Below are 14,839 nucleotides of genomic sequence, written 5' to 3' on the forward strand. Positions count from 1 at the left end.
TTTATCTCTCGATTGTGTTGATTTCATTTTTTATATAAAATTTTTTAAAAGATCCTAGGCCAAAGGCTGATATTTCAATTTCCTCATCGTCTTTTATAAAGGCAAAGATATTAGGATTGACATAAATTTCAATATTTTCATCATCATATTTATGGTAGCTTTCAAGCTTGCCTACTTGCTTTGTGCTTACATCAAAATCTACAGTTCCAATTGTGCAGCAGGATTCCTTGCTATCTAGGTCAGGATTAATAAATAAGGCCTTAATGTCTTTTTTAGCTGCGAATTCTCTTCCTTTTTTATCTAATTTTATTTTCATAAGTCTCCTTTTTGAATAGAAAAAAGGTGGCCTAAGCCACCTTTAAATTTATCTTAGTCTAAAACTATTGATTCAATTCTAGATCTATTCTTCTTTCCACATCTTACTACAAACCATGCATAAGCAACGGTAATGACAGCTGCTATTGGATAAGCAATTGTGTAAGGTTGTCTAAATCCTATTGGGTCAGCATTGATTATAAATGAGAATACTATGAAGCAGTAGAACATTCCTGGTATAAGTGTAATAAAGTAGTTTTTGTTATTATACATTAGGTAAATTGTTGCAACTGCTAGGGCAAAGATTGCTACGAATTGGTTAGTAAATCCGAAGTATCTCCAAAGAATGTTAAATCCATTAGGATTTGATTTTGCAAAGTATAGGATAGCTGATGCTGGAATAAATAGACAAGCAGCTAGACCAGCTCTTTTTGAACCATTTCTTTGGTCTATATTTAATTCTTCTGAAATTATTAGTCTTAGAGATCTAAATGCTGTATCACCTGATGTGATAGGAAGTGCGATTACACCTACTACTGCTAGTAGACCACCTATATTACCCATAAAGAATTTAGAAATATTACCAACCATGATTGTACCAGCTGTATCTAGTGGAGCTTCTCCTGTTGAGAAAAGAACCATAGCACCTGCTGCCCATATCATAGCTATAAAGCCTTCTGCTATCATTGTAGAATAGAAGGTTGCCCTTGCTTCTTTTTCACTTTTAACAGTTCTTGATACAAGGGTTACTTGGGAACCGTGGAAACCTGATAGGATACCACAAGCTACAGTAATGAAGAATGCTGGGATGAATTTTTGTCCCTTTGGATGTTGCGCTAGAAGTCCTTGGCCTTCAAAAGATAGGTGAGCTGAACCTTTCATAAAGATACCGATTAAAACACCAATAGCTGATATGATTAGGAAAGCACCAAAGATTGGGTAAATTCTACCGATAAGCTTATCGATAGGCATTACTGTTGATAGGATATAATAAGCAAATATTACAGCATATATAATCCAAATTACAGTGCCTTCTGGTTCTTTACCAAGTACAAATTTAGCAATTAAGTCACCAGGTGTATAAACAAATACAACACCAGTTAGGAGTAAAAGAACAGCAATAACAATATTGTAGAATTTTCTAACTCCATCGCCTATGTATTTACCAACTAATTTTGGAACTTGGCTACCACCATTTCTCATTGAGATAAAGCCTGTCATGAAATCATGAACTGCACCTGCAATAACACAACCTACTGGAATAGCGATAAAGGCAATAGGTCCAAATAAGATACCTTGGATAGGTCCAAGAATAGGGCCTGTACCTGCTATGTTAAGTAAGTTGATAAGCCAGTTTTTAGCCTCACTCATTACTACAAAGTCGACACCGTCGGCTTTTTTAACTGCTGGAGTTTCTCTATCGTCAGGTTCTAGTTGACTTTCAACATATTTTGAATATAGAAATCCTCCTCCAAATAAAATTATAAGTCCAATAATAAATAATGTCATAATATCCTCCTTCATTTATTATCTTATATTTATTATAAAACATTATTTTTAAAAAAGCAATAGTCTATTGTAAAATAGACCTTACAATCATTTTCATAATAATATAGGATAATGTAATATAATTCATTAATAGTCTTATAAATTGTGTATAATGAATAAATTAAAATATTGAAATCATCTTGATTTAAAGTATAATTATCTTAGTAAGAAGTGGGGCGCAAATTCCACTTTTTTTTAATGTTAGGGGGAGTGGTATGAATTTAACTGAAAAATTAAAAGAATTACTAAATGATGATATAGAAAATTTAGGCTATGAACTCGTTGATATAGAGTTTATAGGACCTAAGAATGAAAAGAGACTGATTTTCTATATATATAATGAAAGCGGCATAAACATAGACGACTGTGAAAAGGTAAGTACTTTTTTGGATGAGAAGCTAGATCAACTAGATTTAATTTCTACTTCATACTACTTAGAAGTATCCTCTCAAGACTTATCAAGGCCACTAAAGACTGACAGAGACCTAATTAGAAATATGAATGAGCTACTTAAGGTAAAACTTAAAGATGGCAGTGAGCTTATAGCCTTCACAAAAGAGGTCAATGCTGATAACATTTTATTTATAAGTCAAGATGACGAGGAAATTAAAATAGATAAGTCTGATATCAAAGAAATTAAAATTGAGATAGTATTTTAAAAGGAGAAGTTATGAACAAAGACTTTATGGCAGCCCTTGATGAGCTTTGCAAGGATAAAAATATTGAAAAAGATGTAATCCTTGAAGCCCTAGAAAAGGCGCTTGTAAAAAGTTATCAAAAGAATTATGACAATCAAGAAAATGTTGATGTAGTCATAGACCACGAAACGGGTGAGATAGGGGTATTTGCCCTAAGAGAAGTAGTTGATGAAGTAGAAGATAAGGTAAGCCAAATCAGTCTAAAAGATGCAAAGGAAGTAGACCCTACTCTTAGCATAGGTGATGTGGCCAGGATAAAACTTGTACCTAAAAACTTCGGAAGGGTTGCAGCCCAAACAGCAAGAAATATCGTAATACAAAAGATAAGAGATGCCCAAAGAGAAACCCTATTTGGGGATTATCTAGACAGAGAAAATGAGCTTATAACAGGCTCTATCCAAAGACAAGATAAATATAATGTCTATGTTAACCTTGATAAGATAGAAGGAATTGTTCCACTAAAAGAGCAAGTTCCTAATGAGGTCTATGCTCCAAATGAGAGAATGAAATTTCTTATAAAAGAAGTAAGAAACTCCGGAAAAGATCCTCAAATAGTCCTATCTAGAGCAAGCGAAAACCTAGTAGTAAGACTTTTTGAGCTAGAAGTACCTGAAATAACTGATGGTATAATAGAAATTTACTCTATAGCAAGAGAAGCAGGCTCTAGGACAAAGATGTCTGTATATTCAAATGACGAAACCATAGATGCTGTAGGAGCCTGCATTGGCTATAAGGGAGCTAGGGTAAATTCAATAGTAGAAAGTCTTCAAGGCGAAAAGATTGATATAATCAATTATTCAAAAGATGCAGAAACTTTCATATCAAATGCCCTATCACCTGCTGATATAATCAAAGTCCTAATAAATGAGAAAAATAGACAATCTCTTGTAGTAGTAGATGATAGCCAACTTTCACTTGCCATAGGCAAGGAAGGTCAAAACGCTAGACTTGCAGCAAGGCTTACAGGTTGGAAAATCGACATAAAATCAGAGTTAGAATTTGATAGCCTAAGCCAAGAAGAAATTGATGATATCTTAGGATTAAATGATGAAGAAGAAATCACTGAAAATAATGATGAAGTAAGTGATGAAAGCCTAGCTGAATCTGCCGCAGATGCTGAAGAAGATATAGTAACAGAAGAAGCTAACACAGATTTGGAAGAATCTGATGAAGATGAGGCTGATGAGGAAGATTTTTTAGAAAATATTAACCAGGCTGATGAAAGCCTTGAAAACTAGGCCTTATGCTAAAAACTTTATAAATGAATAATAAATATTCAATTTGAGGTTAAAAATGAAAAAAACTCGAAAGATACCACAGAGAAAATGTATAGTATGTGGTTCTCTAAAAGATAAAAAAGACCTTCTTAGAATAGTAAATAACAAAGAAGAAGGAATCTTGATAGATGAAAGTGGAAAAGTAAATGGAAGAGGCGCTTATGTATGCAAAGATGAAGCATGCCTAAAGGGCCTTAGAAAGTCTAATAAGCTAAACCAAGCCTTTAAAATGAAAATAGATGATGATATTTATGAGGAGTTAGAAGCTTATGAAGTAAAATGAGGTGATTAAATGGCTGACAAAATAAGAGTATACGAATTGGCTAAAGAAAATGGGATGGAATCAAAGGAAATGATTAAGATTTTAAACGAAGAGTTTAATCTAAATATCAAATCCCATATGTCAATGATTAGCGGAGAAGACCGCAAATTAATAAATGAATATCTTACAGAATTAAATGAAGATTCTTCAGAAGAAGCAGAAATAATTGATCAAAAGCCTAAGGCTAAGAAACCAGTTGAGAAGAAAAGGGAAAAGAAAAAGATTGACCCTAAGATGATAGCAAATGAAGATGACGAAGAAGCAAGACCAACTGGTAAGAATAGAAAAAAGAAAAATAAGAAGAGAAAATCAAAGAAAAATAATAGGCAAGAGAAAAATATGAAAGCTAAGAATGAATCAAGAATAGAAATACCAGAAACTGTAAATGTAAAAACTTTTGCAGATAAACTTGGAGAAAATCCAAATTCTGTAATAGGAAAACTTATAGGTCTTGGCATAATGGCAGGACTTAATGATCAAATAGACTTTGATACAGCAAATCTAATAGCCATGGATTTTGGCAAGGAAGTCTTTAAAGAAGAAGCTTATGATGCCCTAGAAGAGCAATCATACGACCTGGATTATGAAGATAAACCGGAAAATTTAGTGGAAAGACCACCAGTTGTATCAGTAATGGGTCACGTTGACCACGGCAAGACAAGTATACTAGATGCCATAAGAAATACATCTGTAACACGTGGAGAGGCTGGAGGAATAACCCAACATATAGGTGCTTACACCGTTGATGTAGATGGTAAGCAAATTTCCTTCCTAGATACACCAGGCCACGAAGCTTTTACAGAAATGAGAATGAGGGGAGCTCAGTCGACAGACGTAGCAATCCTAGTAGTAGCAGCAGATGATGGTGTAATGCCACAGACAATAGAAGCTATAAACCACGCTAAGGCTGCTGAGATTCCAATAATAGTAGCAATAAACAAAATAGATAAGGACACAGCAGATCAAAATAGGGTTATGCAAGGACTCATGGAACATGGCCTTGTACCTGAAGAATGGGGTGGAGATACCATCATGGTACCAGTATCAGCTCATACTGGCCAAGGTATAAAAGAACTTCTAGAAATGGTGCTTTTAGTAGCTGAAGTTAGAGAGCTTAAGGCAAATCCAAATAGGGCGGCAGTAGGCATAATAATAGAAGCAGAGCTTGATAAATCAAGAGGACCAGTAGCAACAGTTCTTGTTCAAAAAGGAACCCTTCATGCTGGAGATTATGTAGTAACAGGATCTTCATCAGGTAGAATAAGGGCAATGTTTAACTCAAAGGGTAAGCCAATCAAAGAAGCTGGTCCATCAATACCTGCACAAATCCTAGGCCTATCAGATGTAGCAGAAGCTGGAGATAAGATTTATGCTGTAGCTGATGAAAAAGTCGCACGTGAATATGCAGACAGGGCAGCAGAATTTAAACGTGAAGAGCGCCTAATAGCTAAGGCTAATACAAATCTAGAAGATATGTATTCAGACATAGCTGAAGGCGAACTAAAAGAGCTAAACATCATAGTTAAGACAGATGTAAAGGGTACTGTAGATGCGGTAAGCACATCCCTAACAAAACTATCAAATGAAGAAGTCAAAGTATCTGTAATAGCAGGAGCTGTAGGTGGTATAACCGAATCAGATATACTCCTTGCCCAAGCATCAAATGCTATAATCATAGGATTTAATGTAAGACCAACCCAAGGAGCCTTAGAAAGAGCAAAGGATAATAACATTGAAATTAGAACCTATAGCGTAATCTATGAAGCAATCGAAGATGTAGAAAAAGCTATAAATGGTATGCTCGAACCTGAATTTAAGGAAAATGTACTTGGTAGGGCAGAAGTAAGAGAAACCTTCAAAATACCAGGAGCAGGCACAATTGCAGGTGTAATGGTAACAAACGGCCTTGTAACAAGAAAATCTAAAATCAGACTTCTTAGAGATAATATCGTAGTATTTGATGGTGAAATCTCATCAATGAAGAGATTTAAAGATGATGCAAGTAAACTTCAAAGTGGCTATGAAGGCGGTATAGGTCTTGAAAGATTTAACGATGTTAAGGTAGGCGATGTAATGGAAGCCTACGAAATGGTTGAAGTAGAAAGAAGTTAATAGATGAATAGTAAAAGAACCGCAAGGATATCACAGGAAGTCAAAAGGGAAGTCTCTAAAATACTTAGAGATGACCTTTCTGATCCTAGACTATCAACTGAAGCAATGGTATCAATTACAGATGTCGAAGTAACAAATGACTTATCATATGCAGATGTTTATGTATCTGTTCTTGGAGATAGCAAAAACAAGGAAGATGCCATGCTGGCTCTAAACCAAGCAAAAGGATACATCAAAATCCTAATAGGTGAGAGGATGAGATTAAGGTCCATGCCTGAATTTAGGTTTAAATTTGATGACTCAATCGAGCGTGGTGCCTATATGAATAAGCTAATTGAAGAAACAATCGCAAAGGATAAAAAAGCAAATGAAAATAGACAGGATTAGTAAAGATAAATTAGAAGAATTTATCAAAATGGTAGATGAGGCAGAAACAATCGCTATAGCAAGCCATGTCAACCCAGATGGAGACAATCTGGGTTCAACCCTTGCCCTAAGAAGGTCCTTAGAATTATATGGCAAGGATGTTGAAGTAATCGCCATAGACACAATAGATGATTACCTACTCTTCCTACCAGAAATAGAAAATTATAAGGAAGCAAGCAGAGATTCTTATGATCTTTTCATAATAATGGACTGCTCAGAATTTGATAGGATAGGAAGTGCAACACCTATTGCTAGAGCTTCAAAGAAAACTATAGTAATAGACCATCACGTAGGCGGTAAAATCAATTGTGATTTAAACCTAATCTATGACACAGCGCCAGCTACATGTGAGCTAGCTTATGAAATCATAGATAAGCTTGACCTACCAATGGATGAAACCATAGGAACCTTACTATTTACAGGTCTTTGCACAGACACAGGTAGGTTTATGTATGCAAACATCAACGAATACACCTTTAATGTTGCTGGTAAGCTCATCACAGCAGGTGTAGACTATGAATATATCTACAGAAATCTTTACCAATCACAACCAGTAAAGGTAATGCAATTTCATAACGAAGTTATATCTACAGCTCAGTTTTTCGACAAAAAGGCCTTTGCTATTGCAAGCAAGGATTTAGTTGAAAAATACCATGTTCAAATGGGGGATGCTGAGTCAATTGTAAATAAATTAAGGGACCTAAAGGAAGTAGAAATATCCATGATAGTAAAAGAATATGATGATGGAGAATACAAGGTATCCTTAAGAAGTAAGTTTGCAGATGTGTCAAAAGTTGCAAGAGATAATGGTGGCGGTGGCCACATCAAGGCAAGTGGATTTTCAATCTTTGATGATTCTTTAGAATCAGCAGCTAAGAAGGCTTTGGAGATATTAAAAGAAATATGAGTCTTAAGGGAATCCTTAACATAGACAAAGAAAAGGGCATATCATCAGCAAGGGTAGTAAGCCTTGTAAGGCGTGCTTTAGATATGAAAAAGGTAGGCCACACAGGTACCTTGGACCTTGAAGCAAGTGGAGTCCTTCCAATAGTAGTTGGCAAGGCAACCAGGGTATCAGACTATATGATGACCAAGGATAAGGTCTATAAGACAGACCTAATCCTTGGTATTAGGACAGATACCCTAGATGCAGCAGGAGAAGTAACAGCAAGGTCTGATAAACCAATAAATAAAGATGAATTTATAAAAGTAATGGATTCTTTTAAGGGTCAAATAGAACAAATACCACCTATGTATTCAGCTCTAAAAGTAGCTGGCAAAAAGCTTTACGACCTGGCCAGAGAAGGCATAGAAATAGAAAGAAAAATCCGTAAGGTAAAAATCTATGACATCAAGCTCTTATCCTTTGACTTTCCGAAGGCAAGTATAGAAGTTACCTGCTCAAAGGGTACTTATATAAGGACTTTGGTAGATGATATTGGAATAAGACTTGGGACTTTCGCCCATGTAGAAAACCTAGAGAGATCTAGGGTTGGCAAACTTGATATAAAAGATTCGATAAAGAGTGCAGATATTTTAGAAATTCCAAAAGAGGAACTAATCAAAAAACTAATTCCCCTAGATATAGCCCTTGACCATTTGGAAAGACTAGACATAGATAAAAAATATCTAGAAAATCTAATAAATGGGCAAAAAATCTTAACAAATAAGCAAATAGATGGGGAAATTAGGATTTATATAGACAATAATTTTATAGGCCTTGCGAAAATTGCAAGCGAAGATGGTAGAAATTTCCTAAAAATGGAGAAGGTATTTTATGAAAGATAAGATAAGAATATATGATTTAAATAGTGACTTGCCAGATCTTGAAAAAAAGGCGGTTGCCCTAGGTTATTTTGACGGAGTCCACCTGGGTCATCAAAAATTAATGGAAAAAAATATATACTTATCTAAAAAGTACGGTCTTACCCCATCTGTCTTACTCTTTAAAGAAGATGGTAAGAGGACTGTAAAAGATGAGGATAAATACCTATCAAGCCTAGAAGATAAGATTGAAATCCTATCAGAAATAGGAATAAAAACTTTCTGCCTGGTTAATTTTGACAAGACCTTTATGGAATTATCCCCTAGAGAATTTATCAAAACTGTGATAGCAGAAAAATTAAACGCAAAGGTTGTAATAGTTGGCAGTGATTACCGTTTTGGCTACAAGGCCAAGGGAACTATTGACACTCTTAGAGAATATGAAAATATCTATTCCTATAAGGCTGAAATTATTGATTTTGAACTAGAAGATGATAATAGTAAGATTTCATCAAAACATATCAGAGAGTTAGTAAAAGAAGGGGAAATTTCAAAGGCTAATAAGTATCTTGGAAGGTACTACAAGATTAGAGGGGAAGTAGTCCATGGCAAACACAGAGGCAGGACCCTAAATTTCCCAACAGCTAATTTAGAGCTTAACTTCCCTTATGTAATACCGAAAGATGGGGTCTATCTTACAAGAATACTTGTAAGAGATAAATATTATTATGCTCTTACAAATATTGGCTCAAATCCAACCTTTGAGACCAGCCAAGATAAGAAAATAGAATCTTATATCTATGATTTTAATCAGCATATATATGGGGAAAATATAAGCGTAGAATTTATAGAATTTTTCAGGCCTGATTTTAAATTTAACTCTGCTGAAGAATTAATAGAGCAGATGGATAAAGACAAGGCCCAAGGCTTAGAATATATAGAAAAACACCTAAAATAAGTTTACAAAAGAAAAATAGGGCGTATAATAGTATAGCTAGCTTTGCTGGGTATATGAAACCTCGACTAATACTCGGTAAGGCCAAATCAAATATACGGAGGAAATTATGAACGCAGAACAAAGACAAGAAATAATCAAAAACTACCAATTAGACGAAAAAGACACAGGCTCACCAGAAGTACAAATCGCTATCCTATCAAAAAGAATAGCTGACTTAACTGAGCACTTAAAAGCAAATAAAAAAGATCACTCTTCAAGACGTGGACTATACAAGATGATTAGACGTAGAAGAGGTATGCTTACTTATCTAAGAGACAATGATATCGAAAGATATAGATCAATTGTTGAAAGACTTGGACTAAGAGGTTAATTACTGGCGGGGATAACCCGCCTTATTTTATAGGAGATTAAATGATCAAAAATTACAACTACACTTCAAAAAACGGATACGAATTAGAAGTAACCATAGGTAAGTTTGCAGAACAAGCCAATGGAGCATGCTACATAAAAAGTGGGGACACCTCCCTTCTAGTAACAGCAGTAGCAAGTGAAAAACCAAGAGATGGTATAGATTTTTTTCCACTTATTTGTGATTTCCAAGAAAAACTATACGCTGTAGGAAAGATTCCTGGAGGCTTTCTAAGAAGAGAGGGTAAGGCAAGCGATGGAGCAACTTTGATCGCTAGACAAATGGATAGACCTCTTAGACCACTTTTCCCAGAAAATTACTACAATGACGTACAAGTTATAGCTACAGTCCTATCAATGGACCATGACCACCTTCCAGACCCACTAACAACAATAGGTGCATCAATTGCTCTAGGTATCTCAGATATACCATTTGACGGACCAGTTGGGGCTTGTATGGTTGGAAAAGTTGATGGCAAGCTAATAGTAAATCCAAAAGAAGAAGATAGAAAAAAATCTGACCTTGAGTTAACTGTAGCTGGTAAAAAAGGCGCAATCAACATGGTAGAAGCAGGAGCAAATGAGCTTGATGAAGCTGAGATGCTTGAAGCAATGCTACTTGCCCTAGATGAAATAGGTGATATTTCTGACTTTATCCAAACAATCATAGATGACATTGGTAAGGAGAAAAAAGAAGTAGAAGCTCACGAAGAGACAGAACTTGATAGACTAATTTCAGAAAACTTCGAAGAAGAAATCAAAAACTCAATCAGAACAACAGATAAGACTGAAAGAGAAGATAACATCTTTAGGATAGAAGAAGAAGCTAAGGAGAAATTCCTTGAAGCCTATCCAGAAAGCGAAGATGAAATCCATAGAAGAATAGATGATATCATGAAAAAAGAAGTAAGAAGAATGATATCAATCGATAAGATAAGACCTGATGGCAGAGACCTTACTGAAATTAGGCCTCTATCTGCAGAAGTTGAAGTGCTTCCACGTGTACACGGATCAGGTTTATTCCAAAGAGGCCAAACACAAGTTTTATCTGTAGTAACTCTAGGTTCTCCAGCAGATAGTCAAATAATTGATGGCCTAAATGTAGAAGATATACAAAAAAGATACATGCACCAATATAATTTCCCACCATTCTGTGTAGGAGATGTTAGACCATTAAGAGGACCAGGTAGACGTGAGATAGGTCACGGCCACCTAGCTGAAAGAGCCCTTGTCCCAGTATTACCAGATGAAAAAGACTTCCCTTACACAATAAGAGTCGTATCAGAAGTATTATCATCAAATGGTTCAAGCTCTCAAGCTTCAATCTGTGGTTCAACCCTTTCCCTAATGGATGCAGGTGTTCCAATCAAAAAGCCAGTAGCAGGTATTGCTATGGGTCTAATCAAGGAAGATGATTCTATATCAATTCTTACAGATATCCAAGGCCTAGAAGATCACCTTGGCGATATGGACTTTAAGGTAGCTGGTACTCGTGATGGTATCACAGCCCTACAAATGGATATGAAAATATCAGGTATAACAAAAGAAGTTCTTGAGCAATCCCTAGCTGATGCAAAGGATGCTAGATTTAGAATCCTTGATGTCATAGAAAAAGCTATAGATAAGCCAAGAGCAGAACTTTCAGAATATGCACCAAGACTTTACACAATAGACATAGACCCAGATAAGGTGCGTGAAGTAATTGGTTCTGGTGGAAAGACCATAAATAAGATTATTGATGCAACAGGTGTAAAGATTGACACAGAAGATGATGGTCATATAACAGTAGCAAGTGATAATGGAGCAAGCGGTAAGAAGGCTATAGAGATGATAAAAGCTATAGTTACCGATCCAAAACCAGGAGATATATACGAAGGAAAAGTCGTAAGAATTATGAACTTTGGTGCCTTTGTTGAAATTGCTATCGGTAAGGAAGGTCTCCTACACATTTCACAAATTGCCCACCATAGAGTAGGCAAGGTTGAAGATGAACTAGCTATTGGCGATACAGTAAAAGTTAAGGTTACAGAAATTGACAGACAAGGTAGAATTAACCTTTCAAGAAAGGCCCTTTTAGAAAAGCCAGAAAAAGCTGAAGCTTGGCCAGTAGATGAATCACCTTATAAGAATGATAAAAAAGAACAAAACTAGTAATTAAAAAAATATACTGTCCTCTGGGCAGTTTATTTTTTGCCCTTATTACTATATAATAATAATGAGGTTAATATGACAAATAAAAATCAAGGAAGGGTAAGGAAGAAGTCATCTTCCAGAGCCCCTAACAAAAGTAAACAGAAAAAAATTAGAGAAAAAAATTTCAACCTAAAGACCTTTTCTATCGTTATGATGGGACTTGCGGTATTTTTATTTATCTTTATCATCTCATCAAACACAGGTTTTTTGGGAGATAGGATAGGCGATATATTTGCCAAGCTTTTTGGAAAACTTTCAATATTATTTCCACTTGGCTTATTTGTATCCTTTTTCATGGTTTATAAGGGAATATTTAAGCAAAACTTATCAAGGATGCTTCTCATTTATGGAATATTTCTATTAACACTTGCCATTCTTTCTAAAGACTTTGTAAGAAACGAATTAGCCTGGTCTTTAGAATACTCAGCCTTCAAAAAAAGCTTAGGAGGTGGATGGTTTGGTGGATTAGTAGGATTCTATATTCTAAACTTCATCGGTCCACTTGGCCTATATATCCTTTATATAACACTTATAGGTTCATTTATAATAAATGTAAGTCCATATTCCTATAGGGAATTTTTTCTCAAAATTAGGGATGGCTTTATAATTCTAGGACTTGGCATCAAACACTTGACTATAAAGACTTATAATAAATTCAAGGTGTTTTTAGCTGATAAGAGAGAAGATAGGCAAGTCCAAGCTAAGGAAGAAGCAAGAAAAATTCCAAGGTTTGAAAAAAATTCTGATCAAGAACCACGAAAAGCTGTAAAAAGAAGAGTGGCTCAGAAAAAAGAGACACAAGCTAAAAATATAGAAATAATCAATGATTACAAGTCTAAGCAGGTTGAATTTGCAGACCTTAATGAAGATTTAAAAAGAGAGTTTTCAAACTATTCTTATCCGTCAGTTGATTTATTACATGACATCGACACGGATAAGGGAATTGATAATGACGAAATCAGAGAAAAGGCTGAAATAATCGAAGAAACCCTCGAATCCTTCGGTATAGAAGGAGAGGTTGTCCAAATAGATGTGGGACCAACAGTAACCTGCTATGAACTAAAACCACAAAGAGGGGTCAAGGTTTCAAAAATTGTAAATCTTGCAGATGACCTGTCCCTATCCCTTGCAACATCAGGCATAAGGATAGAAGCCCCAATACCTGGCAAATCCCACGTAGGAATAGAGGTGGCAAATGATACAAAGGAAATGGTTGGCTTTAAGGAGATAATTTCATCGGCAAGCTTTATAAAAAGCAAGTCTGCCATACCTTTTGCTATGGGTAAGTCAATTTCAGGTGAAGTAATAGTATCAGGAATTGAAAAAATGCCCCACCTTTTGGTATCTGGAGCGACAGGATCAGGTAAGTCTGTTTGTATCAACACCATAATCATGTCTATTCTATACAAGCATTCGCCAGATGAAGTCAAACTTCTCTTAATAGACCCAAAAGTAGTAGAATTATCAGTCTACAATGGGATTCCACACCTTATAATGCCAGTTATAACTGATCCTAAAAAGGCTGCAAGCTCCCTATTTTGGGCGATTTCTGAGATGGAAAAAAGGTATAAGCTCTTTGAAGAGCACCATGTAAGGGATATAAAAGGCTATAAAAAGGCAAGCGAGACTGACGAATCTATGGAAAACCTACCTTATATAGTTGTTATAGTAGATGAGCTTTCAGATCTAATGATGACAGCTGCAAGTGAGGTAGAAGACTACATCACCAGGCTTGCCCAAAAATCGAGGGCTTGTGGTATACATCTTATTATAGCGACCCAAAGGCCAACAGTAGATGTAATAACTGGTACAATTAAGGCCAACATTCCATCAAGGATATCTTTTGCTGTAACAAGCCAAATAGACTCAAGGACAATCCTAGATGCCCAAGGAGCAGAAAAACTTCTAGGCAAGGGAGATATGCTATATCTATCATCTGATGCCATGAAGCCTGTAAGAATCCAAGGCGCTTTCGTATCCGATGATGAAGTTTTAGATGTAGTTGACTTCATAAAAAACAATTCAAAGGCTGATTATAATGAAGAAGCTATTGAAAAGGTAGAAGAGAAGACCAACACCGAGGAGCTAGAAGATGAAGATGAACTTCTAGATGAAGCCATAAGGCTCATTATCGAGGATAATACAGCAAGTGTATCCATGCTTCAAAGAAAGCTTAAAATCGGCTATGCAAGGGCTGGTAGGATAATTGATCAATTGGAGCAAAAGGGACTTGTAGGAGGTTATGAAGGAAGCAAACCTCGTAAGGTCTTAGTTGATAGAACATATTTGGAGGAAGATTAATGAATATAGCAAATAAAGTAACTATGGCGAGGTTATTTTTAATACCAGTATTTGTCCTAGCTTACTATTACTATGGCACATCCTATAATATAGCAGCCATAATATTCATAATAGCATCCCTAACAGATGCCATTGATGGACACTTAGCAAGAAGTAGAAATCTAATTACAAACTTCGGTAAATTTGTAGATCCACTTGTAGATAAGGTATTAACTCTTGCAGCCTTTATAGTACTTGTAGAAAGTAAAATAATTCCCGCTTGGGCAGTAATAATAATTGTAGCGAGAGAGCTAATAATTACAGGTTTTAGGACTCTTGCAGCTGATATGGGTATAACCATAGCGGCAAGTGTATGGGGCAAGGCCAAGACCATAAGCCAGATGGTATCCTTAGTCCTCTTGCTTCTAGAAAGTGAATTTACCCATATGATTGGAATATACGTATTTTACCTAGCAGTAATCCTTACAATTATATCTGGCCTTGACTATATAATTAAAAATAAAAAGGTCCTAGACCT

Annotated in this window: 14 protein-coding genes; 12 read left to right on the plus strand and 2 right to left on the minus strand. The window is 35.7% G+C overall.

Annotation, left to right across the window (positions count from 1 at the left end; translation table 11 throughout):
* Position 1 precedes the first annotated feature (1 nt).
* Together NH288_RS08330 and NH288_RS08335 are read right to left on the minus strand one after the other, a co-directional pair.
* Positions 2 to 316, minus strand: a complete 315-nt coding sequence (locus tag NH288_RS08330) for a hypothetical protein (RefSeq protein WP_265214572.1) — start codon at positions 314 to 316, stop codon at positions 2 to 4.
* A gap of 53 nt (positions 317 to 369) precedes the next feature.
* Positions 370 to 1,824, minus strand: a complete 1,455-nt coding sequence (locus NH288_RS08335) for a carbon starvation protein A (RefSeq protein WP_265214574.1) — start codon at positions 1,822 to 1,824, stop codon at positions 370 to 372.
* A 254-nt stretch (positions 1,825 to 2,078) separates the two neighbouring features.
* Between NH288_RS08335 and rimP the strand changes: the two genes are divergently transcribed.
* The 12 genes from rimP to pgsA form a co-directional block, all read left to right on the plus strand.
* Positions 2,079 to 2,522, plus strand: coding sequence for a ribosome maturation factor RimP (gene rimP / locus NH288_RS08340; protein WP_265214576.1), 444 nt, complete (start codon positions 2,079 to 2,081; stop codon positions 2,520 to 2,522).
* Positions 2,523 to 2,533: 11 nt separating this feature from the next.
* Positions 2,534 to 3,799, plus strand: coding sequence for a transcription termination factor NusA (gene nusA / locus NH288_RS08345; RefSeq protein WP_106459950.1), 1,266 nt, complete (start codon positions 2,534 to 2,536; stop codon positions 3,797 to 3,799).
* Positions 3,800 to 3,854: 55 nt separating this feature from the next.
* Positions 3,855 to 4,121 (plus strand): RNase P modulator RnpM, encoded by a 267-nt coding sequence (rnpM, locus tag NH288_RS08350; RefSeq protein WP_106459951.1) that lies wholly within the window; start codon positions 3,855 to 3,857, stop codon positions 4,119 to 4,121.
* A gap of 9 nt (positions 4,122 to 4,130) precedes the next feature.
* Positions 4,131 to 6,272, plus strand: a complete 2,142-nt coding sequence (infB, locus tag NH288_RS08355) for a translation initiation factor IF-2 (RefSeq protein ID WP_265214580.1) — start codon at positions 4,131 to 4,133, stop codon at positions 6,270 to 6,272.
* A gap of 3 nt (positions 6,273 to 6,275) precedes the next feature.
* The gene (gene rbfA / locus NH288_RS08360; RefSeq protein WP_106459953.1) at positions 6,276 to 6,659 is read left to right on the plus strand and encodes a 30S ribosome-binding factor RbfA; all 384 of its coding nucleotides are present in this window, start codon (positions 6,276 to 6,278) and stop codon (positions 6,657 to 6,659) included.
* Positions 6,640 to 7,605 (plus strand): DHH family phosphoesterase, encoded by a 966-nt coding sequence (locus NH288_RS08365; RefSeq protein WP_106459954.1) that lies wholly within the window; start codon positions 6,640 to 6,642, stop codon positions 7,603 to 7,605. Before rbfA ends, NH288_RS08365 begins: the two co-directional genes overlap by 20 nt.
* Positions 7,602 to 8,486, plus strand: coding sequence for a tRNA pseudouridine(55) synthase TruB (gene truB / locus NH288_RS08370; protein ID WP_265214583.1), 885 nt, complete (start codon positions 7,602 to 7,604; stop codon positions 8,484 to 8,486). The genes NH288_RS08365 and truB overlap by 4 nt, the downstream gene beginning before the upstream one ends.
* Positions 8,476 to 9,420 carry a bifunctional riboflavin kinase/FAD synthetase gene (locus NH288_RS08375; RefSeq protein ID WP_265214585.1) on the plus strand — a complete coding sequence of 315 codons (945 nt, stop codon included), beginning with the start codon at positions 8,476 to 8,478 and terminating at the stop codon, positions 9,418 to 9,420. Before truB ends, NH288_RS08375 begins: the two co-directional genes overlap by 11 nt.
* Before the next feature lie 106 nt (positions 9,421 to 9,526).
* Positions 9,527 to 9,790: a 30S ribosomal protein S15 gene (rpsO, locus tag NH288_RS08380; RefSeq protein WP_199792137.1), complete on the plus strand. Its 264-nt coding sequence runs from the start codon at positions 9,527 to 9,529 to the stop codon at positions 9,788 to 9,790.
* Between the two features lie 41 nt (positions 9,791 to 9,831).
* Positions 9,832 to 11,979, plus strand: coding sequence for a polyribonucleotide nucleotidyltransferase (locus NH288_RS08385; RefSeq protein ID WP_106459958.1), 2,148 nt, complete (start codon positions 9,832 to 9,834; stop codon positions 11,977 to 11,979).
* A gap of 75 nt (positions 11,980 to 12,054) precedes the next feature.
* A complete protein-coding gene (locus NH288_RS08390) occupies positions 12,055 to 14,322 on the plus strand; it encodes a DNA translocase FtsK (protein WP_265214589.1) in 2,268 nt (755 codons plus the stop codon).
* Positions 14,322 to 14,839 (plus strand): CDP-diacylglycerol--glycerol-3-phosphate 3-phosphatidyltransferase (pgsA, locus tag NH288_RS08395; protein ID WP_265214590.1); only part of this gene is annotated, 518 nt, incomplete at its 3' end. The genes NH288_RS08390 and pgsA, both read left to right, overlap by 1 nt.

Source organism: Anaerococcus sp. NML200537, assembly GCF_026131715.1.
Classification (GTDB): Bacteria; Bacillota; Clostridia; order Tissierellales; family Peptoniphilaceae; genus Anaerococcus; species Anaerococcus kampingae.

Bases quoted from the DNA above. Each gene is read 5' to 3' on its own strand.
- NH288_RS08375 (WP_265214585.1), top strand. From the start codon at position 8,476: ATGAAAGATAAGATAAGAATATATGATTTAAATAGTGACTTGCCAGAT.
- rnpM (WP_106459951.1), top strand. From the start codon at position 3,855: ATGAAAAAAACTCGAAAGATACCACAGAGAAAATGTATAGTATGTGGT.
- NH288_RS08385 (WP_106459958.1), top strand. From the start codon at position 9,832: ATGATCAAAAATTACAACTACACTTCAAAAAACGGATACGAATTAGAA.
- rpsO (WP_199792137.1), top strand. From the start codon at position 9,527: ATGAACGCAGAACAAAGACAAGAAATAATCAAAAACTACCAATTAGAC.
- NH288_RS08365 (WP_106459954.1), top strand. From the start codon at position 6,640: ATGAAAATAGACAGGATTAGTAAAGATAAATTAGAAGAATTTATCAAA.
- NH288_RS08390 (WP_265214589.1), top strand. From the start codon at position 12,055: ATGACAAATAAAAATCAAGGAAGGGTAAGGAAGAAGTCATCTTCCAGA.
- nusA (WP_106459950.1), top strand. From the start codon at position 2,534: ATGAACAAAGACTTTATGGCAGCCCTTGATGAGCTTTGCAAGGATAAA.
- NH288_RS08335 (WP_265214574.1), bottom strand. From the start codon at position 1,824: ATGACATTATTTATTATTGGACTTATAATTTTATTTGGAGGAGGATTT.
- rbfA (WP_106459953.1), top strand. From the start codon at position 6,276: ATGAATAGTAAAAGAACCGCAAGGATATCACAGGAAGTCAAAAGGGAA.
- infB (WP_265214580.1), top strand. From the start codon at position 4,131: ATGGCTGACAAAATAAGAGTATACGAATTGGCTAAAGAAAATGGGATG.
- truB (WP_265214583.1), top strand. From the start codon at position 7,602: ATGAGTCTTAAGGGAATCCTTAACATAGACAAAGAAAAGGGCATATCA.
- NH288_RS08330 (WP_265214572.1), bottom strand. From the start codon at position 316: ATGAAAATAAAATTAGATAAAAAAGGAAGAGAATTCGCAGCTAAAAAA.
- rimP (WP_265214576.1), top strand. From the start codon at position 2,079: ATGAATTTAACTGAAAAATTAAAAGAATTACTAAATGATGATATAGAA.